This is a genomic window from Halorubrum sp. 48-1-W (assembly GCF_003287355.1).
GTDB lineage: Archaea > Halobacteriota > Halobacteria > Halobacteriales > Haloferacaceae > Halorubrum.
The window spans coordinates 1-25,076 of sequence record NZ_QMIM01000018.1; the positions used below are offsets into that span (position 1 = coordinate 1).

The window sequence follows — 25,076 nt, forward strand, 5'->3', positions numbered from 1 at the left end:
CCGTGGAACTCAGGCTTCAGAAACAGCTAGCCGAGGATGCTTTGTGAGGTACTGATTATCATTTGGTCGTTCCGCATCCACTTACAGACATCGTAGAGGACTTTCTCATCGAAATCCGCGCTCATATCAAAACAGTGTACGCTATGAGGTTAAAAATCAGCCGGGTTGGGCACAACTAGAGAGTCAGGAGACTCAAAAATTTTGAGATAACCGGTGAACACTATCCTGCTGATCACAATCAATAGATTGTTCCAATTTAAAAAATAGGAGTCACGTTCCAGCAGATATTATTCAAATTTGTGTGAATAGGCCGTTAGACACAGTACTTAGAGGATCAGCAGGAACACAATCTTTGGACGAAAACGACGGTTTCCGCACAGCCTGTGCGAAATAGTGCTTCTTTATATCAAATACTATGGGGTCAAATTGTTACCCGTCTCGGATCCAACCGGGGTCGTGCCCGATAACATCAAATTCCAAAAATCTCCAAATTGCGTTTGGTTGCAGCACATCTTCACCCTGTATTTTCCCTCTAATTACATCACCTGCATCTAATTCATCAATTTGTTTTTCAAGCTCATCAGAATAGAATTCGTGTTCTGTTTCAACAATTACTCCACCTTCACCTGCTAGGTCTATCAAATCAGCATCTTCGTCACTAACCTCCATAATAGCAAATCTGCTTTCTCTGATCTGAGCCATCTATTGGTTCAATTTAAACTCGTGTTTTAAGTATCAATGGGACAAATTTAACGCCATGTCTATTCGCCCAAGAGAACTTTCTGGACGTGAAGTGTTTGAATCACTACAGAAATTTGAGTGGAGATATCAGACACTAAAATCTGATCTTAACGAATTGAAAAAGGTGAATTCTCCAGAACCAGGCGGTACTGTATCACAGCATCGGTTTACTGTCAGGTCCAACCTACACGACGCTGAACGGAAATTACACCACTATCTATCAGGGTACTATACTTTTAGATGTCTAATAACTACGCTCGCACAATCCTCTTCAAATCCAGAATTCACTGGGCGAGTCAAGAACCGTCGTGATGAGTTCTCAACAGAAGAATCAACTCGAATAATACTTGGATTGAGACACTATGTTCAGCATCATAATATCCTACCTTTGCTGATTGGGATGTCTTCTCTGACAGAAGATGGTCCGTGGTATGTAATCAACAAGCGGGAGCTCCGGTTAGATGATTTTGAATACCGAGAGCCCCAGCTCGTGTTAGATATTGATGATTACGATCGCTGGTTCAACTATTATTTTGAGGGTGTTGATGGGGTCTGTATTTATCCTTTCTATATTATAGAATCAAACTGGAAAGAAATTCAGCTTCTCAGAGAGGACATATATGAACTAGCACGCGATCTTCTATCTGAAGAAATAGAGGAATATATTCAACAGTTGAAAGATCTTATTAGTGTTCGAGAGGAGTTGCGTGAGAAGCATGATTCTGTTGATGAACTACTATCTGCAGTAGGAAAGGATATCACGCCGGAATTGCGGGAGCTTTTAGAACCCGAAGTTTACGATAGACTAGTAACTGAGAACTGAATCTTAAATTTTAGATACCATACAGACTACCACGATCTATCGCTCGATCAATTGTTTTCCGAGACGAATCAAGCTCCTGAGCCGCTTTTCGCTTAGATAGATCTCCTTTTACAACCATATCCAGCACGGCGCACACCTGACCGTAGTTCTCCCCCTCAATTAACTGACCATCATTCTTCTCAAACCCAAGCGGAGGTCTGCCATGGTGATAGTCATCCTCATCTTGGCGAGCTGCTATCCCCTCCTTCGTGTTCATTTGCTTGACCCGAGCCTGCCACTCAGCGAATGCTCCAAGCATCTGCATCTGTAGCCGGTTCATCGGCTGTTCTTTACCATCCCCGAATGAGAGACCATCCCGAACGAAGTGGATCGCTGTACCATTGTCAGTGATTCTTGAAACGGTTCGTTCGAGGTCTTGGAGTGAACGTGCTAACCTAGATATTTCATGGACTACAACGTGCTCAATATCCTCCCCTTCGAGTGTCTCCATCATGTCTCGATATCCTGACCGAGATGTGTCCGTACCAGTTGATTTATCTCGGAATATCTGAAGCTCACTAAGCTCGGTATTCAGCTTCTCTTCCGCGTAAGACTGTACACTTTGGAGTTGTCTCTCTAGGTTCTGCTCTTCAGTGGAAACCCGGACATAGCAGGCGGTTAGCATCGTCACGAGCAAGGGGCCTAGGAACATAACAGCAGGGTCGTAGACGCGCATAGAACGGCGACAAAAGCGCGTGAAGGGTACACGAGTGAACTAGGCCCCTTGCCCCAAGAACCGCTTCCAGTCACACACGCGGGCTTAGAGGAGTAATCTCAACGAACAAACTCTACCAAATATAACAACCAATAGCTCTCTTGGAGAGATAAGAGGTTCACCGATGACGGACATCGACAATCTGGCCATCAAAGCGAGCGGATCAGCTCATTGCTTCAACGACCGCGAGCTAGCCGATGAGCATTACGTATTCCGCAAAAAGCTTGGTTCGGTTGATCACGTCACTCAGGAAACGTCGGTGATGGTCGAATACCTAGATAATGACGAGCTAATTATCGCTGGACAGCGACTCCCTGGGATTTCTGAGTACTACCAAAACTATCCTGATGTCGTAAAGGAGAACGAGAAATACCAAGCTAGACACACCGCTGCGAAGGATCGGATCAATCGAGCAATTAGTATGCTCGAAGAATATGACCCTAAGACATATACTGCGGAGACCTATTCAGGGAACAAGGTTCTTTCAGCGATTTACATCAGAGTACCCGAAGACAAACGAGAGGAGGCTCTTGTGGACTTTTGGAATATGCTCAATTACCTCCGGAAGGATTACTACTCGTTTCTGCGCGAATGGGAGCCAGATAAATTGGAAGGATTACTTCTGGAAAACAAGTTGTATGGACATAAACTAGCCGATACAATTAATAGAGTATGATAGGCCATCCTGGAGATGGCTGATCCCGTTCCTATGTCTCTCACGAAGAGTTCTAATTGGACCGAAAACATATATACTCCTTGTATAAACGCACAAGTGTCTTCGAACAGAAGGGACAGCAAGCCGGATACTAAATGTCTACTTCCGCCAAATTTCACGAGCGAACACTCGAGGACTTTTTAGAGTCTGCTACGGAACGAGTACGAGAGGACGGACGCAATAATTTCCGGGCAATCTGTCTCTCGTCAAATCTCGCTACTGAAGAGATTGTTAGAGCGTTTGCTATTGAATTTGAAGTTTCTGAACAAGGTGAGTTTCACCACCTCAGCACTTCGTATACAAAATACCGTCGCAAATTCGAGGTTCACCTCTACCTTTATGAGCACGAACAGACAGGCACACCGATTATTTTCACTTTAAATTCAGCAGAGGATATTAGACGGAAGGCTAACCCAGTCATTCTTGGGAATGAAGGTATCTACCATCTGTGGATACCACCCAATGACATGGACGCAATCTCCGATGAGGTGTTAAATATCGAAGGATGCCGCTTAACGAGATTTATCGGGGAAAAGTTTGGTCAGGAAGCCCGTTCACAGCAAGAGAGAAGGCCAGAATTCAAACGACGAGAAGAGTACTCAGGCGACGACGCAGCACAGACACTCGAAGAAGCCAAGATGGATTACGGTATCACACCCACAAAGTTAGAGTTCGAGATCCCAACAAAAGCTAGTTTCACGCTTGGAAATGAGGGTGGAATTGTGATGAACAAAGGGGACGCCGAGTTCTTTTTCAACGATATTGTTATCGATATGGCAGTTTCAAGAGTTGCGGAAATGAATGAACAAATTCAGTCCTCAAAGCTTGACGTGATTGAAAAAGAGGGGGTAGAAGTATTTGAAAAGCAATCGCTTGAAATCAAACTCAATAACGGACTAGATTATGAAGATGCAGATGATCTCATAACGAGCCTGAAAGAGGAAGATTTCTATCCATACAATACATCAGCGGAAAAAGGAAGTTTACTACTAACAAGTCGTGTCATTGATGAGGAAAACGGAGGTATGTTCTCCCTCACAACCGATGGACGACAAATGTCTGTCCTTCCAAAACATGGTTCGAGTTTTGATTCTGTCATGCGATTTTATCGGTTTGTTGTGGAGAACTTCGATTCCAACGCCCATTTAATTGAGGCATGACAGACAGAGACCTTTCAACTCGAATAGGCCGACTCAATGAGGAGGAACGTAAGGAGTTTGACGAGAAGGTAGAGTCAAAAGAAGAAGATCTTGAGGAGAAGTTGTTTGATGAGTATCGACAGAAGGTAAGCAATGAAATCAACACAAATCGTGAGGAGACTGATGATTTCAATATCATCATCTCTGCTTTTGAGGAACGCGATGGTATTGATTACACATACATCCGAACGGAGCCGTTATTCCACGAGAAAGAGCATAATCTCGATGTCCTAGTTGCGTCGCAGTCGAAACAGATTGCTCTATTTGTTGAGTGTGAACGACGCCTTACCTCCCGGCTACTAAGTAAATTGATGAACTTCGATGAAAAGATAGAGGTCATCGAAGACAATTTGGCAGATAACGTTGATATAGATCAATATCTTAAGCAAACGATCGGTGTTCTGCCGAAAATGAATGAATTTGTCATGGCCTCCCGACAAATTCCAGAAATGGAGATCCATTATAAAGCTCAGGAGGTCGGACGGAATGTTATTACGTGGAATCTTGCGACACCTGGAAATAAATGCCAAATATATCAGAAAGTGTTTAAGAAAGCAGAGGACGCTCCCTTCACCGGTCACAATGATGATGAGCTAAATGATTACATAAATAATGAGCTCGAGAAAGGAGTCCCATATCAGCAGTACATTGATTTCACATATTCGTCTTCCTGGTATCTCAAGTTGCGAGATATGGTTGTCACAATTATTAATCAGCATCACCGCCAGGGACACGACAATTTCGATTACGAAGAATGGAGGGAGCTGTTCCAATATGAACTCAAGAACTATCAGCGAGAGGAGTGCTTGATGATGTACAACAAGTTCCTTGATTACGGAATAGATTGTGGGCTTGTTTCATTGGAGGAGGACGCAGAGGATGACTTACAGAAGCGGTATCGAATTATCCATTCCGTGAAACGTGATCAAGAGAAATTAATACAGAATATTGTTGATAAGATTGCGGAGCAAGAGATGCAGACTGAGTTTAATTCGCTCATGAGAGAATTCAAAGAACAACTGCTCACGCAGATGGAACGGAATAAGGCAACTGGAGGTCGCACACTCTCCGATTTTGTGGATCCTGAGGAATAATGTCAATAGCAACAATGAGAGATTATACCAATATACTCGAACAGGAGTATTTATCAGAATCATTGTGCTCAGATCCGCTCAACAATTTTACAAGTAACCACAATATTCTCAATTTGCGCTGAAGTGACTTCAACCGCTTCAATAAGATCCAACACCTGCTCGTTAACGAAGTCGTTCGGTCCACCGTGATGTTGGATCTGAATCGTATCTTCCCCCACAACCAGATCAGCTACCCAAGGTAACGACTCCTCAATCGGGTTGAGCTGATGCTTAGATGTAATTTTTCCAGAATATCCCATCTCAATGAGGATAGCAACCACCACATCAGCTTCAGCCAACGGGCGAGGAACACGGTTCTCAATCGTCGTTCGAGCATCTATTCCTGTGTTAATGATCCGCCGATCCTCTACTCCGAGTAGTCGAGCGTACCCATCAACAAACTCAAGATACTGATTCAGTGGGAGCCGATCTGTGTCTAGTTCGGCCTTCATTACGTCACCAAAGAGATCTGGCTGTACCGGATGCGGATCGAAGGTAAACGCATCAACCGGAAGATGCTCCTCTGCTGCCTGTCGGAACTCGTCGGTTCGATCCGCAGACATCCCTCCCGAGATCGTGGGGGAAGGTACTGCCGTGTATTCCTTGACCGTCAGAAGACAGTCGATCGATAACATCGGTCGAGGACCGCCGAATGGACCACATGACATAGGCTCGCACCTGAGCACGAGGTATAGGGTATATAACTGGAGGGTAGAAACTAGCCCCGTTCTTTTTGGCGTCGTGTGCGGCCGCTAGAAGCCGTTCTAGGTACTATGGTTAGGGAAGGGGCTTACCCGTATCAAAACGTGTCGTGCGGGCGCTGAATGAATTTTGACGTATGTCTGTGAAATACAGAATATAGAATTGAACCTACCTTACCATAAAAATATTCTACCAGATATTCTCGAAATATAGTATATTACATGAAATCCGCAATAGTCGTGGGCTTGTTCGTGTCGTCCTCGAAGATCGACTCGAGGGCGTCCTCGAGCACGTACAGACGCTGTTTGGTGTACGGCCGGCAGCCGAAGCGTTCGGCGACCTCGATGGCGGTGTCGACGTACTTGCTCACGGAGCCCTCGTGGACGGTGAGGTTCACCCGGCCGCCACACTCCCGGCAGTCGCCGGAGAGCGGCATCCGGCGGTACTTCTCGCCGCAGTCGAGACACCGCGTCTCCTGCCGGGAGAAGGCCCGGAGGTTCCCGATGATGTCGGGCAGGAAGTGGTACTCGATGACGCGCTCCGCGACGTCAGTCTCGTCGACCGCGCGGAGCTTCCGCGCCAGTTCCAGCTGGGCGTCCATCTTCTCCATCATGTCGCCGAGCGTCTTGTACGCCGAGAGGTCCGGCCCCATCGCGATGTCCGTCGTGTCGTGGGTGTGGTCGAACCCGCGGTACTCGTCGTCGGTGCCGAGCGTGTCCTCGCCCAGTTGGATCCGCTCTTCGACGACCTCCGGATCGGCCATCTCGCGGGTCGCCTCGTAGAACTCCAGCGGGTACCGCCGCACGATGTCCATGTTGTGCGCCTCGTCGTCGATCTCCGAGGGGTCGATCCGCGAGGACATCACGAGGGGCGCGTCCATCTTTCCACCTCGCTGGTTGGGTAAGAACGTCTTCGAGAAGTTGAGCAACCCGTCCATGAGGAGCATGACGCAGTCCTCGTCGCCGTCACACTGAGAAATATATAAATTATTTGTCATTAACGTGTGTGTGTCGGCGACCGTGAGGTTGTACGTGTAGTCGACGTCGCTTTCGAGCGGTTCCACCGAGACGACCTCGTCGGTCCCGATACCGCCGTCCGCGGCCGTTCCCGTGACGGGCTCTGCTGTCGTCCGTTCACGAACGGCCGCCGGAAGCGGATCGCCGGGATCCAGCTCGCTCGCCACGACTCGTTCGATGCCGTCACCGTCGACCCGTAGCATCGTGTGATCGGGCGTCACGCGGATCGACCGTCCGCGTCGCGTCTCGATCCGGACGAGGTGGTCCTGGCTTCGATGCTTCGAGACGGCGGTTACGGGTCGTGTCGACCGATTTCCGCGTTCGTCGATCGAGGGAACGAGAACGTCGCCGTCGAGTTCCTCGACGAGCGTCCCGAAGTCGTCGGTTCGTGGGTCCTCCAGCCGGTCCTCGACGAACTCCTCGATCCGCTCGCGATGCCGTCCCGAGCCGTCCCGATATTCGATCTCCGTCTCCGGATGGAAGCAGTTCCGCCGTTTCGCGGCGTGAAAGTACGGGTGGGCGTATCCGACCGCGGCTGACGTGAACCCGATCACCCGCCCGACTGTCGCCGCGCTCGTGTGCGGGGCCATCCCGAAGACGAGCTCGCCGACGAGGTCGTCGCGCTCGTTCACCTCGTAGAAGCGCGGGAGGTCGTAGAACTGCGCGAGGAGGTCGTCGACGAAGTCGGCCGTTCGCAGCATGTGTTCGGCCGCCCCGTCCGAGAGCACCACGTCCTGGACCTTCAACTCGACCAGCTGGTCGTCGTGACGGAGCGGATCGCCGTCGACGTCCGTCTCGTACCCCAGCTCCCGGAAGTGGTCCGCGGTGACGTCGAGTTCCTCCGGGCGAACCGCCGTGACCGGGAGGTCGGTCATGTCGTACCGGACCGTCCCGTCCTTGAACGAGGTGACGCCGTTCTTCGCGCGGAGGACCCCCTTCTCGATGGCCTCGGGCGTCTTGTTCGTCGAGGTGAGCCCCTGTACCCCCTTCAGGATCTCGAAGGCCGACTCGCGCTCGCCGACGACGTCCATCGCCGAGCGGTAGGCGTCGTTGAGGTCGACCTCCTGGGGGGTGGCCGCGGTCACCTCCCACTCACAGCGCGGGCACTCGACGCGGCCCGCCTCGTCGGGCTCACAGACGGTCCCGCAGCCGCCACACTCGTAGTGGGGCTCGGTGTGGGTGCCGCAGTCGGGACACGCCGACCGATAGGTGTGGGTCCCACAGTCGGGACACGCCCGGTCGGCGACCTCGAGTTCGAGGTGGCCGCGCTGCCCGCGGTCGTCCATCGTCCGGGCCGCCTCGGCGACGTCGCGTTGCGGGCCGCCCGCCTCGTTGATAGGGAACAGCGTGTGGACCGCCGGCGAGAGGTCGCGGCTCTCGGACTTCTCCGGACGGCCCATCCGGTTGCCGATCCGGACCGGCGCGCGCTCGCGGACCGCGAAGGGTGCGACCGCGTTGACGGCTTTCACCGCGTTGTCGCCGCCGTCCCACTCGCGGGCCGCCGCCGGCAACGTCTCCCACCCCTTCCGGAGCCCGTCGTCGACCCCCAGCGAGCGCGCGAGCGGCCGCCACGTCGGGATCCGGAGCGCGTCGGGCGTCGCCGTGTGCTCGACGAGCAACGTCTCGAGCGCCCGCGCGACCGGGTCGGTGTGTTCGACCGCCAGCACGCCCTCGACGACCTCGCCGTCGGCGACCGCGTCCGCGAGCGCCTCGAACGCCCCGACGCTGATGTCGTGCCAGAGGTAGGTGTAGTCGGGGTGGAGCGGACAGTCGTATCCGTCCGCCCACTCGAGCGCCTCCGCCGGCTCGGGGTGTTCGAGGTCGACGTTGGGGTCGTCCTCGAGCGCCTGGACGTCCGCGCCGGCGGCCTCGAACTCCTGAACCCACCACTCGTAGACGTACGACGCCGGCGCGAGCGGGTGGTTGTTCTCGACGAACTCCCCGTAGTTGACGAGGTACTCGCCCAGATCGAGGACCGCCTCCACGCCGTTTCGCACCGCGAGCGCCTCCTCGGGGTCGTCGATCCGCCGGACCTCGCCGTTCGCGAGCTTCACCGTCGGCCCCTCGATGGAGTCGACGGGGACGACACCCGCGGCCTTCCCCGGACGCTCGGTCTTGATCTGCGTCCCGGTCGCGAGGAAGTCGTCCACGAGGTGCATCGTCGCCGGGTGGACGCCCGCGGTCGCGAAGCCGTGGTTCCGCGCGCGGCCGTAGCGGAGCCGGAACCCCCCGTCCTCCGAGGGGTGCGTGAACACCGGCCGCCCGGCGATCAGGTCCCGCAGGAACTTCTGAGAGGGCTTCGGGCGGGGCGGTCCGGCGGGCCCGGTCGCGTCGTCGTCGGCCGCTTCGTCGTTGCCCGTCCCCCCGCTCCCGGTACCCCCGTCGCCGTCGCTCCCGTCGCCCGACCCGCCGTCCGCGTCATCGTCGCCGGCGGCGGTTCCCTCCCCATCGCCGGCCTTCCCGATCGTGCCGTCGATGAGGTCCTGGAGCCACGGCCAGTCGACCTCCTCGAGGTCGCGGGTGTACCGCTGTATCTTCGGGGCCTTCAACGCGATCCCCTCGGCAGCGACGAGACACATCCCGCCGCGCGCGGAGTTGGTGTCGACGCGTTCGAGGTCGCGAAAGCCGGAGACCTCCTCGTCGCCGGTGGCCTCCCCGTCGAGCATGATGGGGATGTTCTCCGCGATGAACTTCGACTCCTCGTCCTTCGGCGTGTACTGGAGCCCGGTCTCGCGGTCGTACAGCGCGATCTCTTCGGCGTACCGCTCGACCTCCTCGGTTCGCGCGTGGTACTCGTCGATCCCCAGGAGCGCCCGCGCGTAGTCGGCGACCAGCACCGAGAGCGCCTGTGCGGTCCCGCCGGCCGACCGGATCGGGCCCGCGTAGTAGACGTTGATGAACTCGGTGCCGTCGTCGTTCTGTAACAGCTCGACGCGGTCGATCCCCTCGATCGGCGCGGCGACGACGCCCTCGGTGAGCAACGCCACGGCGGTCCGGACCGCCCCCTCGATCTTGCCGGCGCGGGAGTCGTAGTCGCCGACGCTCCCCTCGACGAAGTCGGTGACGAGTTCGAGGGCGGCCTCCTCGCGGGACATCTCGCCTTCGAGTTCGCGGACGCGCTCCGCGACGCCGTCGATCCCGAGGATGTTCTCGACGCGGTCGGCCATGTCACGGGCGACCGGGATCTCGATCTCCGGTTCGGGGTCCTTCCCCTGGGCCTTCGCGGTCTCCGCGACCTCGAACGCCTCGTCGAGCCGCTCTTCGAGCCGCGCGAAGTAGCGCTCGTCGGCCGGTCTCATCGCCGTCGGGTCACAGCCATAGGTCGAGGTCGGTGACCGGGTCGTGTTCGCGCTCGAGCGGATCGGCGAACGCCCGGAGGTGACACTCGCCCGTCCAGACGGTCGCCGAGTCGAGGTGGCCGGCGAGCGCCTGTCCGCTCGGCCGCGACATCACCGCGTGGGTGTGCGCGAAGACGTCGCCCTCGAGGAGCGAAACGTTGCCGACGCAGGCGGCGACCTCCAGCGGCTCGTCGAACGTCACCGATCGGTACTCCGTCTCCTCCTGGTCGTAGAACCAGACCTCCGCGTCCCGGACCGCCCCGAGCGCCGAGAACCACCCGGCGTCGACGCCCTCCTCGCGGGCGAGGCCCTCGATCTCCTCGCGCCAGTCGGCCCCCGTCTCGAACCGCGCGACGTACTCCGCCGTCGGTTCGACTTCGCGGTACTGCATAGACACCGATTACGGTCCGGGGAGAAAAAGCCTTCAGTCGCCGGCCCGGTCGGCCACGACCTCGGGCGACCCGAGCCGAGAGAGCTGGCCGGACCCCACGAAACGGTCTCATCAACCGACTGAGCACTGAAATGTCAAATCGAATAGAATGCCGATCACCCACGGATGCTCCGCTTTCGAACCGGGATAGACCACACCGTTTATGTTCTCTCCTCAAAAGCCGTTATACTAGAATCGATAATGGTCAATGATGTTGTAACGATGACACAGAGTGTAGCGGGTGATGCTCATGGCGACTGACACCGAACCGGGGACGCCGGAAGCGGATCTGACGTATCCGGAACGCTCTTGGTCGGGGTTTTTCAAGGAACATTTCGGCCCGTCGATGTTGTGGGCGCTCATCAGTATCGGCGGAAGCCACATCGTGCTCGCACCGACACTGGGAGGGTTCTTCGGACTGTTCGCGGTCTGGATCTTCGTGTTCATCTATCTCGTCAAATACGGCGGCTGGGAACTGGGTATACGGTATAATTACGGCGTCGGCGGGAACCCGATAGAGGCCTACACCGACCTTCCGGGACCGAAAAACTGGGCGTTGTGGCTGACGGCTCTCATCTTCACCGTGTTCTATACGGGGATCACGGCGTCGGTCGCAGCCAGCACGACGGCACTCGCGATGGTCGTGTCGCCGTTGAGTTTCATCCAGACCTACGCGGTGCTCGTCGGCGTCGCGGCGGTGCTGGTGCTCGTCTCGCGGTACAGCCTGCTCGAAAAGGTCCTGTTGGTCTTTACCGTCTCGCTCGGTGTCCTGCTCGTGATCGGCGTGTTGGTCGGTCCGCCGTCGACCGACGTCATCGCCGAGACGACGTTCAACGTCCCGGACCTGACCGGTGCGCTGTTCGTCGGACTGTTCGCCGCTGCCGCCGGGTTCGCCCCGACCGGCTTCAGCACGAGCATCCTCATCGGGAGCTGGAGCATGGCCAAAGAGGGGGGAACGAGCGAACTCCGCGAACGAGGACTCGACCCGGAAGACGAACGGTATCACGACTACATCCGCCAGTGGATCAGGACCGGCCGGCGGGACTTCAACATCGGTTACGGGTTCAGTCTGATCCTCGCGATCGCGATGATCGTGCTCGCGTCCAACGTGTTGTACCCCGAGCCGCCGACCGACGAGAACCTCGCCGTCGCGCTGGGGAACATCCTCACCGAGTCGTTCGGTCCGTGGTCGTTCTGGGCGATGCTCCTCGGTGCGTTCGCAGCGCTGTACTCGACGGTCATCACCCTCCTCGACGGCGCGTCACGCGCCACCTCCGACATCCTCCCGATGGCGCTGGAAGGCCGTACCGTCGACACGGAACTGGTGCGTCGAACCGTCATCGCGGGGATGGCGCTCGGGAGCGTCGTGCCGCTCATCCTCATCGGCGAACTGCCGGTGACGCTCATCGTCTGGATCGCGGCGATCCTCGCGATGGTCGAGGTGTTCTTCTATCCGGCGAACTGGTACGTCGTCGAGAAGAACCTCCCCGAGGCGTTCCGCCCGTCGACGACGTGGAAGGTCTACTACGTCGTGGCTATCGCGCTCGTGTTCCTCTTCGGGGTCATGGGCGCACTGGAGACCTTCAACGTCATCGGCGTCTGACCGTCGACGTCATCGACGTCTGACCGTCGACGTCATCAGCGTCCGACCGAGGTCCGGTCGACTCCGGGGCTACCTCGATGTCGTCTCCCGGATCGTCGTTCGATCGACCGTCTCCCACGACGTGTGACCGGCGAGCGCGAGCGTCGCGTCGAGGTCCGCAAGCAGATTCGAGAGGACCGATCGGACGCCGGACTCCCCGTCGACTGCCAGCCCGTACAGATACGGTCGACCGACCGCGACCGCGTCCGCGCCGAGCGCCATCGCGACGAACGCGTCGGCCCCCCGGCGGACCCCGCTGTCGAACAGAACGGGTATCCGACCGTCGACCGCGTCGACGACCCCCGGAAGCGCCTCGAGCGCGGCGAGCGCGTTGTCGATCTGTCGACCGCCGTGGTTCGAGACGACCACCCCGTCCGCACCGCGTTCGACGGCCGTCAGCGCGTCTCTCGGGTGGAGGATCCCTTTCACGAGAACGGGTAGGTCGGTCGATTCGGCGACCCGTTCGAGGTCGTCCCAGTCGAACGCCGAGTGTCCGAACACCGCCGAGAAGTGGTCGATAGCCGAGTCTACGTCCGCCTCGGGGGGTTCGTCGAGGCCGTCGCGAAACGCGGGGTCCGTCAGGTAGTTCTCGATCCCTTCGCCGTCGAGAAACGGCAGGTACCCCCGGTCGAGGGTGGACTCGCGCCACCCCATCACGTGGGCGTCGACCGTGACGACGACCGCCTCGTACCCCGCCGCTTCGGCTCGGCGGAGGAAACTCTCCGTGATCGCGTCGTCGCTACTGGGATACAGTTGGAACCAGAGCGTGCCGTCACCGACAGCCTCGGCGATCGCTTCGAGGCTGTGGGAGGCGACCGAACTGACGATCATCGGCACCTCGAGTGACCGGGCTGCTCGAGCGGTCGCAATCTCGCCTTCGTCGTGGTAGTTGGTCTGAATCCCGACCGGCGCGAGCAAAAGCGGCGTCCGAAGGGTGGAGCCGAGGAGGTCGACCGAGTGGTCGCGGTCGGTGACGTCTCGGAGCATCCGCGGGACGATCCGGTAGCGTTCGAACGCGGTCCGGTTGTGGTCCATCGTTCGATCGCCGCCCGCGCCGCCGGTGAGAAACGCCGTCGCGTCGTCGTCCAACGCTTCGAGAGCCGCCTCGCGTACCGCCTCGATCGCGGTCGGCGTTTCGGGTGGCTCACCGGAGAGGAGGGTGTCGAGCCGGTCTCCGGCCGTCGGTCTCGACCGCAGACGGTCGTCACTCATGATCTCCCCGGGGAACGTGGCGTCCCTCACGCCGTACTCGCGTTCGGGTGACCCCTCCGAGCCGCGTCCGGTCCGTCACAGCCAGCGTGGCCGTCGAAACCCGTCCGTCGTCGAGTGATCGACACCGACGGTCGAAATCCAAGCCCATTGCGGATACGTGCGAGACCTCGAAAATATAGCTACTGGGTACGCGTCGACCCCCCCGGCGCGAGGCGGCGTCGGTCGGCCGAAAGCGACTTTCCCGTCCACCGCGAGTGCGTCTCGACTTCGTGCGCGACACGTCGGCCTCCGAGGCATCGGTCGGAGGTGACTCCGAAGTAGTTTTGATATCGCGATATTCCATTTATCGAGTGGCGACGGGCGGGCGGATCGTCGGACGAGACTCGTCGGAAAACACGGCCGCTATCGGCTTCGAGCGAGAAAACGGAGAAGAGCGAGCGTTAGAAGGGTGCCTGCGGCCCTTCGTCGTCGTCGTCGGTCGTCTCGCCGGGGAACGACGGGGACATGCCGCCGCCGCCGCCCGTGCCGCCGAGGTCGCCGTCGGCACCCGCCCCCATGCCGGTGTCGGCGTGGACGGTCTCGATCTCGGGGATCTCCTTGACCATCCGGGACTTGATCGCCTGGATCGTCATCGGGGAGATACCACAGCCGGAACACGCGCCGCCGAGTTGGATCTGGACCTCGCCGGTCTCGCGGTCGAGGTGGCTGATCGCGGCGCTGCCGCCGTGCATCTGGATCTGCGGGAAGTTGCGCCGCAGGAAGTTCGTGATCCGCTCGCGGAGGTCGTTTTCCGGGTCGCTCGTATCCGTGCTCATGTCCCCGAATTGGCGGTCGGTCGGCTTATGCCTTTGGTTCGGACGGATCGGCATCACTCGGGCGTGTCGACGCCGAGCGTTCGGTAGAGCTCCGCTTCGATCCGTTCGACGTACTCCTCGAGGGTCGCCTCGAACGTCTCGTCGTCGACGAGGACCCCCTGAAGCCGATCTCTGGGGTTGTCGGGCAGTTCGACGCGGAACTGGCCGTCCTCGTAGGTCGGCTCGGACTCGTTGAGCACCATCTGGTCGATCCCGTGGACCAGTTCGGAGTCGTACCGCTCGTTCATCTGGTTGAACGCGTTCTTGTACGCCCGCTGGAGCTCCGGGAAGTAGTGGACGTACTTGTCCTCGAACTTATCGGGGTCGAACTCGGCTGCCATGTCCGATCGGACGGTTCGCCGGGGAAAAAGCCGGTCGATCGTCGACGCGCCGGGTGGGAGAGCCCAAATCGCCGGGGGTGACCCGCTCTATCGGCCAGGTCGGACGAAAGCGTGGGATTCGGGCAGTGATGGAAGTAAAGTATATTTCGCTATATGGAATCGGCGACGGGGCTCGACCCGCCGCTCACCGCAACCGTCCGAACAGCGTGTAGTCGTCGTCCGGCTCGTACCGGCGGAACAGGAGGCTGTTGGCGAGCACGCTCACGCTGGAGAACGCCATCGCGGCGGCGGCCAGCGCGGGCTGGAGGAGCCCGAGCGACGCCAGCGGGATCATCGCCGTATTGTAGCCGAACGCCCACACGAGGTTCTGTTTGATCTTCCGGAGCGTGGCGTCGGAGACCCGGATCGCCTTTACCACGTCGAGCGGGTCGTCACGCATCAGCGTCACGTCGGCCGCCTCGATCGCCACGTCCGTCCCGCTCCCGATGGCGGTCCCGACGTACGCGACCGCCAGCGCCGGCGCGTCGTTGACGCCGTCGCCGACCATCATCGCCTTGCGCCCGTCGGCTTGGATCGACTCCACCGCGTCGGATTTGTCCTCGGGGAGGACCTCCGCCCGGACGTCGGCGGGATCGATCCCGACCCGCTCTGCGACCGCGCGGGCGGTCCGCTCGTTGTCGCCGGTGATCATCATCACGTCGAGACCGCGCTCGCGGAGGGCTGTGACCGCGTCGGCCGCGCTCGCTTTCACCGTGTCGGCGTCGGCGACCACGCCGAGGAGTTCCCCCGCGTCCGTGCCGGCTGGCACGCGGGCGACGAGCATCGCCGTCTTCCCCTCGGCTTCGAGCCGTTCCATCGTCCCCGCCGCGGGTTCCGGGTCGATCCCGTTCTCGCGGAGGAGCTTCCGGTTGCCGACGAGTATTTCGTCGCCCCCGACCGTCGCGCGGATGCCCTGACCGGGCACGTTCTCGAAGCGTTCGGCGTCCCCGACGTCGAGCCCGCGTTCCTCGGCACCCTCGACGATGGCGCGCGCGAGCGGGTGCTCGCTGTCCCGCTCGGCCGTCGCGGCGAGCTGGAGCATCTCGTCGGCCGTGAGACCGTCGGTCCCGTCGGGTCCCGTCCCGGGTTCGTCGCCGGAGCCCGCCGTCGAGGCGGTCCCGCCGTCGGGGATGGGCTCGCCGTCGGAGCCGAACGCGACCACGTCGGTCAGTTCCATCGCGCCCTCGGTGAGCGTCCCCGTCTTGTCGAAGACGACCGTGTCGACGTCCTTGGCGCGCTCCAGCACGTCGCCCCCCTTGAACAGGACGCCGTTGCGTGCGCCGATGGAGGTACCGACCATCGTGGCCGCCGGCGTCGCCAACCCGAGCGCGCAGGGACAGGCGATGAGCACCGCCGAGGCGAACACGACGATCGCGAACTCGACGACCGAGACGCCGCCGCCCGCGGCCGCCGGGCCGCCGGCGACGAGCCCCCACAGCGGGAGCGCGCTCACGAACCCGGCGAGCGCCTCGGGGAACAGGAACCAGACCGTCCCCCACAACAGGGCGTTCGCGATGACCGCGGGGACGAAGTACGCCGAGATGCGGTCGGCGAGGTTCTGGATCTCCGGCTGGCGCGACTGCGCCTCCTTCACCGTCCGGACGATCTGTTGGAGGGCGGTGTCCTCGCCCACATTCGTCGCCTCGACGACGAGGACGCCGTTCTCGTTGATCGTGGAGCCGACGACCTCGTCACCCTCGCGCTTCTCGACCGGGACCGACTCGCCGGTCACCATGGACTCGTCGACCGCGCTCTGCCCGTCGACGACGACGCCGTCGGTGGGGATCTTCTCGCCCGGCCGGATCTTCATCCGGTCGCCTGACTCGACCGCGTCGAGCGACACCTCCTCTTCGGTGCCGTCGGCGTCGACGAGCGTCGCCGTCTCGGCCTCCATCTCCAGTAGCTTCCGGAGCGCCTCGCCGGCCTGCCCCTTCGAACGGGCCTCGAGGTAGTTGCCGAGGGTGATGAACACGAGGATGAACGCGGCTGTGTCGAAGTAGAGGCTCCCCGCGATCAACCCGGAGAGGACCGCGACTGAGTAGAGGTACGCGGTGGTGGACCCGAGCGCGATCAGCACGTCCATGTTGGCACGCCGGTTCCTGACGAGCGCCGTGTAGGAGTTCCGGTAGAACGGCCGGCCGAGCACGACCTGTACCGGCGTCGCGAGCAGGAACTGTAGCCAGCCGACCTCGACGCCGACGACGGTTCCCGGGAGGAGCCCCCCGTCGAACAGCAGGTGGTCGGCCATGAACGCGAACAGGGGGACCGCGAGGGCTGTACCGAACAGCGTCAGCCGGAGCTGTCTGCGGATCTCCTCCTCTCGTGCAGCGTCGCGGGCGCTTTGACCCGAATCGGCGTCGGAACCGTCGGCAGTGGAACCGGCGTCCCCTGCGGTCCCGTCGTCACTGCCGGCGCCGCCCCCACGCTCGCGGACCGGCGAGTAACCGGCCGACTCGATCGCGTCGTACAGGTCCGGGAGCGACGCGTCGGCGGGGTTGTACGTGACCTGTGCCTCGTCGGTGGCGTAGTTCACGTCGGCGTCGATCACGCCCGGCGTGTCCGTCAGGGCCTCCGCGTTCGCCTCGGCGCAGTTCGCACACGACATGTCCGTGATCGCGACCGTGGTCGTCTCCGAGACCGCGCCGTAGCCGGCCGACGCGACCGCGTCGTAGATCTCGCGGAGCGATACCGTCCCGGGATCGTACTCGACCGTCGCCTCGTCGGTGGCGTAGTTCGCCGTCGCCGACGCCACGCCGTCGAGGTCCTCGAGGGTGTCCCGTATCGTCGCCGAACAGTTGGCACAGGACATCCCCGTGACGTCGAGGTGAGCCGTTCTGTCTGTCATCTGTATGCTACTAGGGGCTCCACCCTTAGCTGGGTTTCTCCTCTCAGTGTCGGGGTCGGAGTGGGTCGAAACCTTCGATCCCAAAGCAACGGCGCCGATCGCGGAGCAGCTCGTCGATCCGATCGGTCACACACCCTCCTCCAGTCGGCGGTATCGGTCCCGGAATCGGCCGAGACACGACGGACAGCAGAAGTGGTACACGTCGCCGTCGATCCGCGTCGTCTCGCCCTCGCTGTCGACCGTGTTGGAACACTCCGCGCAGGTCAGCGCGAACTCGACACCCTCGATCGAGGGCGTCCACTCGACCTCGTCGACGAGCGTGACCGTCCGGTCGTCGACGGGGAGCCCCTCGAGGAGGCCGGCGAGCCACTCGCGGACGGACCGACGCCCGATCCGGGCGTAAAACCGCAGGTTCCCCTCGGCGGTGACGAACACATGCTCGACGGCCTCGGCATCGCGGAGGCGCTCGCGGGCGGCCTCCAAAGGGTCACCGACCTCGTCCGGGTCCGCCCCCGAATCCGGTCCCTCGCCCGCGTCGACCGCGAGGTCGGCGTCGACCGCGAGATCGACGTCGACCATGACGGGGACCCCCCCGCGTAGTTTCGTCCGATCGACGTCGACCGTGAACCCGCGGATGACGCCGGCCTCCTCCAGCCGCGTGACGCGGTCCGAGACCGCCGGACCGGAGAGCCCCACCCGGTCGCCGATCTCGCGGTACGGCCGGCGGGCGTCCACAGCCAGAAGCGAGAGGATCTCCACGTCGGTGTCGTCCAACTCACGCATGGACGATCGGAGGAACGGCGCACACAAGAGCGTTTCCTCGGAACTTTGGGATCGAAAGCGAGAGTACCTTCCGACCCTAGGTCTCGAAGGAGAAATACACAAGCGGTTCCACCCACTACTCGATCCCGTCATGGGTCGAACCATCACGGTCGAGGGGATGTCGTGTGAACACTGCGAGCGGAGCGTCGAGGAGGCGCTCGAGGGCGTCGACGGCGCCACCGGCGCGAGCGCGAACCGCGAGAGCGGGTCCGCGACCGTCGAGGGCGACGTCGACCCCGACGCGCTCGTGCGCGCGGTCGAGGAGGCGGGATACGCGGCGTCGGCGTAGCGGACGCGCGAACGGGCGTGCCGGCCACCGGTCGCCGTCCACCGAGGGTTCCGCGGACGGGGAGTGGCCTATCGGTTCGGGCACGGAGTTCCTACCGGTGCGGGCAGGGAGTTCCTACCGGTTCAGCGTGTGGATCGCCTGGCCACGGGCGTTCTCCGCGGCCTCCATCACGGCCTCCGAGAGCGTCGGGTGGGTGTGGACCGTCGCAGCGACGTCCTCGAGCGTCGCGCCCAGCTCGATCGCGAGCCCGACCTCCGCGATCAGTTCGGAGGCCTCCGGGCCGACGATCTGTGCGCCGAGCACGAACCCCTCGTCCGCGTCGGCGACGATCCGAACGAACCCGTCGGTGTGGCCGATCGTCATGGCGCGGCCGGAGGCCCGAAACGGCATCTCGCCGACGGCGACCTCGAATCCCGCCTCCTCGGCGTCCGCCTCGGTCATCCCGACCGTCCCGATCTCGGGGTCGGTGAAGACGGCGGCGGGGATCGCCTGCTGGTCGAGCGCTGCCGGCTCGCCGGCGATGACCTCGGCGGCGACGATGCCCTCCGTCGAGGCGGCATGCGCGAGCATCGGCTCGCCGGCGACGTCGCCGACGGCGTGGACGTGATCGACCGCGGTCCGGGTCCGGTCGTCCGTCTCGATGAACCCGCGGTCGGTCGTCTCCACGCCCGCGTTCTCGAGGTCGAGCCCGCCGGTAACGGGTTCACGGCCGACCGCGACGAGGACCTTGTCCGCCGGATAGCTCGACTCCTCCCCGTCGGCCGTCTCCGTGTGGACGAGGTAGTCGCCGTCGCCGGCCTCCGACCAGCCGGCCGCGCCCTCCCCGAAGTGGAACTCGATCCCGAGCTCCTCCGCGCGGTCCCGGACGACGCGTTTCACGTCGTCCTCGTAGGGGTCGAGGACGTCGTCGAGCATCTCGACCACCGTTACCTCCGCCCCCAGCTTCGCGTAGACGGTCGCCAGCTCCATCCCGATGTAGCCGCCGCCGACGACGACGAGGCGGTCCGGGACGCTCTCGGCCGCGAGCGCGCCCGCGGAGCTCCAGACGTGGTCCTCGGCGAACTCGAAGCCGGGTATCTCGACCGGCCGGGAGCCGGTGGCGACGATCGCGTGCTCGAACTCGATCGATTCGGAGCCCTGTCCGTCGCCGCCGTGGGCGACGCGGACGGTGTGGTCGTCGACGAAGCGCGCGGTCCCCTCGACCAGGTTCACGCCGTTGGCCTTACACAGCTTCTCGACGCCGCCCGTGAGCCGGTCGACGACGCCCTGCTTCCACTCGATCATCCGCGAGAGGTCGACCGCGGGGTCGGCGTGGATCCCCATCTCCTCGGCGGTGCCCGCCTCGTGGGCGAGCCCGCTCGCCGTGATGAGCGCCTTCGAGGGGATACAGCCGCGGTTGAGACACGCCCCGCCGTAGGCGTCCTTCTCGACCAACGTCACGTCCAGCCCCTCCTGTGCGCCGCGGATGGCGGCGACGTAGCCGCCCGGCCCCGCGCCGATCACCAGTACCTCCGTTCCCGTCGAGATGTCTCCGACCACCATCACTCGTTCAACAGTAACAGCGGGTCTTCAAGATGCTCCATCACGACGTTCGCGAACTCGGCGGCGACCGCCCCGTCGACGACCCGGTGGTCGATGGACAGCGACAGCGGCAGCGTCGACGCGGGGACGACCGCGTGGCCCCCCTCGTCGCCGACGGAGCCGTCCTCGACGGAGCCGTCGCCGACCTCGGACCGTTCCCGCACGACGGGGCGCTTCTCGATGGCACCCAGCCCCAGAACGGCGGTCTCGGGGTAGTTGATGATCGGCGTCGCGTACTCGCCGCCGATCGCGCCGAAGTTGGTGAGCGTGAACGTGCTTCCCCGCAGCTCCGCCGGCGCGAGCGACCGGTCGCGCGCCCGCGACGCGAGGTCGCTCACCTCGGCGGCCAGCTCGAAGAGCCCCTTCCCGTCGACGTCCTCGACCACGGGGACCATCAGCCCCGCGTCGGTCGCGACCGCGACGCCGAAGTGGTACTCGTCTTTCAGGACGATCTCCTCTTCGTCCTCCCGAAGCTCGCTGTTGAGTATGGGGTACTCGCGTAGCCCCGCGAGGACCGCCTTCATCACGAACGGCAGGTAGGTGAGGCTCACCCCGGCCTCCGCTGCCTTCGGTTTCAGCCGCTCGCGGGCCGCGACGAGGGCGTCGACCTCGACGGTGTCGTGGTGGGTGACGTGCGGGGCGGTGAACTTCGACTGCGCCATGCGCGTTCCGATCGTCCGGCGGACGCCCCGGTACGGGATCGTCTCCACGGCCGTCCCGTCGGCGTCCCCCGTCCCGTCGGCGTCCCCAGTCTTGTCGTCGTCAGCGCTCCCGGCGTCCGCCTCGCCCGCGTCGGTCGACACCGTGTCCGCGGTCGACGTGGGCGCGTCGGTCGCCGGGTCCGCGGGCGTCGGGTCGGTCTCCACGCCGACGTCGCTCCCCTCCGCGTCGGCCACGACGTCTGCGGGTGCCTCCACGTCGGTATCGACCTCGGTGTCGACCTCGGCGTACGCCCGGACGTGCCCCTCGTCGACGAACGCCTCGCCCTCGCGCGTCTCGTCGGTGGGCACGTCGTGGAGGTCGACGCCGAGTTCGCGCGCGAGCTTCCGGGTCGCCGGGGTCGCCAACGTCCGATCGCGGCCGGCGGGTTCGGGCGCGGACCCCGCCGCCGGGCCGTCGTAGTCCCCTCCGCGCTTTTCTACGGCCGACGTCCGGTCGCCCGACCCGATGTCGACCGGTTTCGGGGCGGGGGCGTCCTCGCCGTCCGCGCCGTTCCCGGATCCCGTCACCTCCGCGTGCTCGCGCACGTCGCGCTCGGACACCCGACCGCCGGGACCGCTCCCGGCGACGGCGCCGAGGTCGACGCCGAGCTCGCGCGCGAGCCGGCGGACCGACGGCGGGGCGAACACGCGTTTCGCTGTCGAGTCGGCCGCCTCGGGGGCGTCCTCCCTGGGGTCGGCTCCCTCGGCATCGGTCGTTTCCTCGCCGGCGTCGGTCGTTTCCTCGTCGGCGTCGGTCGCTTCCTCGTCGGCCGGCTCCCCGTCGTCCGAGTCGACGCGGAACGAGATGATCACGTCGCCGACGGGGACGACCTCCCCCTCCTCGACGAACAGCTCCTCGACGACGCCGTCGTAGCTGGAGGGCACCTCGACGAGCGCCTTGTCGGTCTCCACCTCGGCGACGGGCTGGTCCTCCTCGACGCGGTCGCCCGGGTCGACGAGCCACGTGACCAGTTCGCCCTCCGCGACCCCTTCGCCGACGTCCGGAAGCCGGAACTCCTCGATCGTCATGGTTCGTACTCCACGGTCTCCCTGATACCCTCCTCGATACGCGTCGCGCTCGGGAGGTAGTAGTCCTCGAGCGCGTACAGCGGGTACGGCACGTCGAACCCGGTGATCCGCTCGATGGGGGCCTCCTGGTAGAGGAGCGCCTCCTCCTGGAGGATCGCCGTGATCTCCGCGGCGAGCCCGGCCGTCCGGGGGGCCTCGTGGACCACCGCCGCACGGCCGGTACGCTCGAAGGCGTCGACGATCGCCTCCCGGTCGAGCGGCGAGACCGTCCGGAGGTCGAGGACTTCACACTCGATCCCCTCCTCGGCGAGCGTCTCGGCCGCCTCGAGCGTGGGGCGGGTCATCGCGCCGTAGGTGAACACGGCGACGTCGTCGCCCTCGCGTCTCGTCGCCGCCTCGCCGATCGGGACCGTGTACGGCTCCTCCGGCACGTCCTCGCGGAACGCGCGGTAGATCAGCTTCGGCTCGAGGAAGATCACGGGGTCGGGGTCGCGGATCGACGCAGCGAGCAATCCCTTCGTGTCCCGCGGCGTCGACGGGATCACCACCTTCAGCCCCGCCTCGTGGGCGTAGAACGCCTCCTTCGACTCCGAGTGGTGCTCGGGCGCGCGGATCCCCCCGCCGTAGGGGGCACGCAGCGTCATCGGCAGCGTGAACCGGCCCCGCGAGCGCGCCCGGAACCGGGCCATGTGCGAGACGATCTGGTCGTAGCCGGGGTACATGAACCCGGAGAACTGGATCTCGGGGACCGGCCGCATGCCCATCGCGGCCATCCCGACCGCGCAGCCGACGATGGCGGACTCCGCGAGCGGGGTGTCGACGACGCGGTCGCCGCCGAACTCCTCGTAGAGCCCCTCGGTCGCGCGGAAGACGCCGCCGTTCTTGCCGACGTCCTGCCCGAGGACGACGACGTCGTCGTCCTCGCGGAGTTCGGTGTGGAGCCCGTCCCGAACCGCCTGTACCAGCGTGAGGTTTCGCGTGTCGCTCATTTATTCACCCAAGAAGGCCGCGTCGCCGCGTTCCTCGCGGAGCGTCTCGACCTCCGCGTACTGTGCTTCGAGCTCCGGCGGGAGCTCGGCGTAGGCGTGCGCGAACAGCTCCTTCGGCGCCGGCCGCGGGACCGACTCCGCCGCCTCGATAGCGTCGGCGACGCGCGTCTCGACCTCGGCTTCGATCCGGTCGACCCGATCGTCGTCGAGGACCCCCTCGGACCGGAGGTACCGCTCCAGCCGCGGTATCGGGTCCTTGCGACGCCACCGCTCCACCTCGTCGTCGTCGCGGTAGACGGTGGGGTCGTCGGCGGTGGTGTGTGCCCCGAAGCGGTACTGGACCGCCTCGATCAGCGTCGGCCGGAGTCGGTCCTCGGGCGGATCCCGGGCCTTCTCGAGGGCCGCCTCCGTGACCGCGTACACCGCGAGCGGGTCCATCCCGTCGACCTGGACGCCGTCGAAGCCGTACGCCTCCGCCTTCCCCGCCAGCGTCGCGCTCCTCGTCTGCCGTTCGCGCGGCACCGAGATCGCCCACCCGTTGTTGTTACAGAAGAACACCGTGGGGGTGTCGAAGACGCCCGCGAAGTTACACCCCTCGTGGAAGTCGCCCTCACTCGTCGCGCCGTCGCCGAAGTAACAGACGAAGACGTCGTCGTCGCCGCGGAGCTTCGACGCCCACGCGCCGCCGACCGCGTGCGGCACCTGCGAGGCGATCGGCACCGCGATCGGGAAGACGTTGACGTCGTCCGGGGGCCGGGCCCCGTCGCCGTGGCCCATCCAGTAGAGCAGCGTCTTCTCCGGCGGAAGCCCTCGAACGAACGCGGCACCGTGCTCGCGGTAGGAGGGAACGATCCAGTCGTCCTCGCCGAGCGCGGCCGCCGACCCGACCTGTGCGCCCTCCTGACCGGACAGCGGCGGGTACGTCCCGATCCGCCCCTGACGCTGGAGGCTCACCGCCCGGCCGTCGAAGTGCCGCGCGAGGCGCATGTCGCGATAGATCCCGACGAGTTCGTCCTCCTCGAGGTCGGGCACGTCGCCGACGACCGTGCCGTCCTCGTCGAGGACGCGGACCGGGTCGTCGTACGCCCTGTCGAACACGTTCACGGTCGGAGCCACCCATTCATGTCAGTACAGTCCGAGCGCCGAGTAATATCCTTTTCGTCGATCGTTACAGATGGACGGAAACCGACCGGAGGGGTATCGATCCGTCAACCGTACGGCCGAACGAGGAAACGAACGTCACTACGAGCGCGGACCGGCGGCACGACCCTACGGGTTCGGACCGACGGAGGGCGTTCGTCGACGGTCGGACGGGCCGACGCTAGCCGAGCCGGAAGGAGGGTTCGTCGGGCTCGCCGTCGAGGTCCTCGAGCTGGATCACGTCCTCGTCCTCGTCCTCGAGCTGTTCGCGGAGGTAGTTGACGTAGCGTTTGTGTTCCTCGAGCTGCTCGCGGAGGTGGTCGGCTTCGAGTTCCAGACGCTCGTGCTCGCGGACGAAGCTCTTGGGGACCTCGATCTTCGGGGGGAACGACTCGCCGCTGTCGCCCATGCTCTCGAGTTCCGCCTCGGGGATGACCCGGACCTGTCCGTCGTGGGCAACGAGCGTATCCACGTAGTCCCGGAAGACGGCCGAAAGCGAGATGTCCCGCTCCTCGGCGATGTCGCGGAGGGTCTCGAAGGCGTCCTCGTTGACGCGGAACGAGATCGTCTTGTTCTTGTTGCCCATCACCACCCGATCGTCACGCGGATCACTTAAGCGTTTGTCAGACGGTGACAGGCGCGTTCACGCGTCGTTTCCGCGGCGTTAGTCGGGAAAAACGGGACGACGCGCGGACGGAAACGGGACGACGCGCGGACGGAAACGGGACGACGCGCGGACGG

21 protein-coding genes are annotated in these 25,076 nt (G+C 62.5%); 6 read left to right on the forward strand and 15 right to left on the reverse strand.

Features of this window, described 5'->3' with window-relative positions; genetic code table 11:
• Positions 1–429: 429 nt before the first annotated feature.
• A complete protein-coding gene (locus DQW50_RS17600; protein ID WP_127341325.1) occupies positions 430–702 on the reverse strand; it encodes a hypothetical protein in 273 nt (90 codons plus the stop codon).
• A 55-nt stretch (positions 703–757) separates the two neighbouring features.
• Between DQW50_RS17600 and DQW50_RS17605 the strand changes: the two genes are divergently transcribed.
• A complete protein-coding gene (locus tag DQW50_RS17605; protein ID WP_127341326.1) occupies positions 758–1,564 on the forward strand; it encodes a hypothetical protein in 807 nt (268 codons plus the stop codon).
• Between the two features lie 10 nt (positions 1,565–1,574).
• Here the strand turns inward: DQW50_RS17605 and DQW50_RS09230 are convergent, their stop codons facing one another.
• Complete coding sequence (locus DQW50_RS09230) at positions 1,575–2,279, reverse strand: recombinase family protein (RefSeq protein ID WP_241964386.1); 705 nt, start codon at positions 2,277–2,279, stop codon at positions 1,575–1,577.
• A gap of 163 nt (positions 2,280–2,442) precedes the next feature.
• Here DQW50_RS09230 and DQW50_RS09235 point away from each other — a divergent pair, with 163 nt between their 5' ends.
• The 3 genes from DQW50_RS09235 to DQW50_RS09240 all read left to right on the forward strand — a co-directional run bounded on the left by DQW50_RS09235 (position 2,443) and on the right by DQW50_RS09240 (position 5,326).
• Positions 2,443–2,994 carry a hypothetical protein gene (locus tag DQW50_RS09235; RefSeq protein WP_112078998.1) on the forward strand — a complete coding sequence of 184 codons (552 nt, stop codon included), beginning with the start codon at positions 2,443–2,445 and terminating at the stop codon, positions 2,992–2,994.
• Between the two features lie 506 nt (positions 2,995–3,500).
• Positions 3,501–4,193, forward strand: coding sequence for a hypothetical protein (locus tag DQW50_RS17610; RefSeq protein WP_127341327.1), 693 nt, complete (start codon positions 3,501–3,503; stop codon positions 4,191–4,193).
• Complete coding sequence (locus tag DQW50_RS09240; protein WP_112078999.1) at positions 4,190–5,326, forward strand: hypothetical protein; 1,137 nt, start codon at positions 4,190–4,192, stop codon at positions 5,324–5,326. Before DQW50_RS17610 ends, DQW50_RS09240 begins: the two co-directional genes overlap by 4 nt.
• Positions 5,327–5,394: 68 nt before the next feature.
• On the opposite strand, the gene DQW50_RS09245 is transcribed toward DQW50_RS09240, so the two are convergent.
• From DQW50_RS09245 to DQW50_RS09255, 3 genes are all read right to left on the reverse strand, one after another.
• Positions 5,395–6,000 carry a hypothetical protein gene (locus DQW50_RS09245; protein WP_112079000.1) on the reverse strand — a complete coding sequence of 202 codons (606 nt, stop codon included), beginning with the start codon at positions 5,998–6,000 and terminating at the stop codon, positions 5,395–5,397.
• A gap of 284 nt (positions 6,001–6,284) precedes the next feature.
• Positions 6,285–10,382, reverse strand: coding sequence for a DNA-directed DNA polymerase II large subunit (locus DQW50_RS09250; protein ID WP_112079001.1), 4,098 nt, complete (start codon positions 10,380–10,382; stop codon positions 6,285–6,287).
• A gap of 10 nt (positions 10,383–10,392) precedes the next feature.
• The gene (locus DQW50_RS09255) at positions 10,393–10,812 is read right to left on the reverse strand and encodes a PPC domain-containing DNA-binding protein (RefSeq protein ID WP_112079002.1); all 420 of its coding nucleotides are present in this window, start codon (positions 10,810–10,812) and stop codon (positions 10,393–10,395) included.
• Between the two features lie 289 nt (positions 10,813–11,101).
• Between DQW50_RS09255 and DQW50_RS09260 the strand changes: the two genes are divergently transcribed.
• Positions 11,102–12,454 carry an Nramp family divalent metal transporter gene (locus DQW50_RS09260; protein ID WP_198664650.1) on the forward strand — a complete coding sequence of 451 codons (1,353 nt, stop codon included), beginning with the start codon at positions 11,102–11,104 and terminating at the stop codon, positions 12,452–12,454.
• A 69-nt stretch (positions 12,455–12,523) separates the two neighbouring features.
• Here the strand turns inward: DQW50_RS09260 and DQW50_RS09265 are convergent, their stop codons facing one another.
• From DQW50_RS09265 to DQW50_RS09285, 5 genes are all read right to left on the reverse strand, one after another.
• Positions 12,524–13,705, reverse strand: coding sequence for an alpha-hydroxy-acid oxidizing protein (locus tag DQW50_RS09265; protein ID WP_112079085.1), 1,182 nt, complete (start codon positions 13,703–13,705; stop codon positions 12,524–12,526).
• A gap of 440 nt (positions 13,706–14,145) precedes the next feature.
• The gene (locus DQW50_RS09270) at positions 14,146–14,520 is read right to left on the reverse strand and encodes a NifU family protein (protein ID WP_112079004.1); all 375 of its coding nucleotides are present in this window, start codon (positions 14,518–14,520) and stop codon (positions 14,146–14,148) included.
• A gap of 53 nt (positions 14,521–14,573) precedes the next feature.
• On the reverse strand, positions 14,574–14,900 hold the full coding sequence (locus DQW50_RS09275; protein ID WP_112079005.1) for a DUF5783 family protein: 327 nt from the start codon (positions 14,898–14,900) through the stop codon (positions 14,574–14,576).
• Between the two features lie 184 nt (positions 14,901–15,084).
• Positions 15,085–17,784: an HAD-IC family P-type ATPase gene (locus DQW50_RS09280; RefSeq protein ID WP_112079006.1), complete on the reverse strand. Its 2,700-nt coding sequence runs from the start codon at positions 17,782–17,784 to the stop codon at positions 15,085–15,087.
• Between the two features lie 126 nt (positions 17,785–17,910).
• Positions 17,911–18,567 carry an AsnC family transcriptional regulator gene (locus tag DQW50_RS09285; RefSeq protein WP_112079007.1) on the reverse strand — a complete coding sequence of 219 codons (657 nt, stop codon included), beginning with the start codon at positions 18,565–18,567 and terminating at the stop codon, positions 17,911–17,913.
• Positions 18,568–18,697: 130 nt separating this feature from the next.
• On the opposite strand from DQW50_RS09285, the gene DQW50_RS09290 reads away from it, so the two are divergent.
• Positions 18,698–18,895: a heavy-metal-associated domain-containing protein gene (locus DQW50_RS09290; protein ID WP_112079008.1), complete on the forward strand. Its 198-nt coding sequence runs from the start codon at positions 18,698–18,700 to the stop codon at positions 18,893–18,895.
• A gap of 114 nt (positions 18,896–19,009) precedes the next feature.
• On the opposite strand, the gene lpdA is transcribed toward DQW50_RS09290, so the two are convergent.
• The 5 genes from lpdA to DQW50_RS09315 all read right to left on the reverse strand — a co-directional run bounded on the left by lpdA (position 19,010) and on the right by DQW50_RS09315 (position 24,921).
• Positions 19,010–20,437 (reverse strand): dihydrolipoyl dehydrogenase, encoded by a 1,428-nt coding sequence (lpdA, locus tag DQW50_RS09295; protein WP_112079009.1) that lies wholly within the window; start codon positions 20,435–20,437, stop codon positions 19,010–19,012.
• The gene (locus tag DQW50_RS09300; protein ID WP_112079010.1) at positions 20,437–22,206 is read right to left on the reverse strand and encodes a 2-oxo acid dehydrogenase subunit E2; all 1,770 of its coding nucleotides are present in this window, start codon (positions 22,204–22,206) and stop codon (positions 20,437–20,439) included. The genes lpdA and DQW50_RS09300 overlap by 1 nt, the downstream gene beginning before the upstream one ends.
• Positions 22,203–23,195: an alpha-ketoacid dehydrogenase subunit beta gene (locus DQW50_RS09305; protein WP_112079011.1), complete on the reverse strand. Its 993-nt coding sequence runs from the start codon at positions 23,193–23,195 to the stop codon at positions 22,203–22,205. Before DQW50_RS09305 ends, DQW50_RS09300 begins: the two co-directional genes overlap by 4 nt.
• Entirely contained in the window at positions 23,196–24,299 is a 1,104-nt protein-coding gene (pdhA, locus tag DQW50_RS09310) for a pyruvate dehydrogenase (acetyl-transferring) E1 component subunit alpha (RefSeq protein WP_112079086.1), read from the reverse strand.
• 217 nt (positions 24,300–24,516) lie between these two features.
• Positions 24,517–24,921, reverse strand: a complete 405-nt coding sequence (locus DQW50_RS09315) for a CopG family transcriptional regulator (RefSeq protein WP_066412396.1) — start codon at positions 24,919–24,921, stop codon at positions 24,517–24,519.
• Positions 24,922–25,076: the final 155 nt, after the last annotated feature.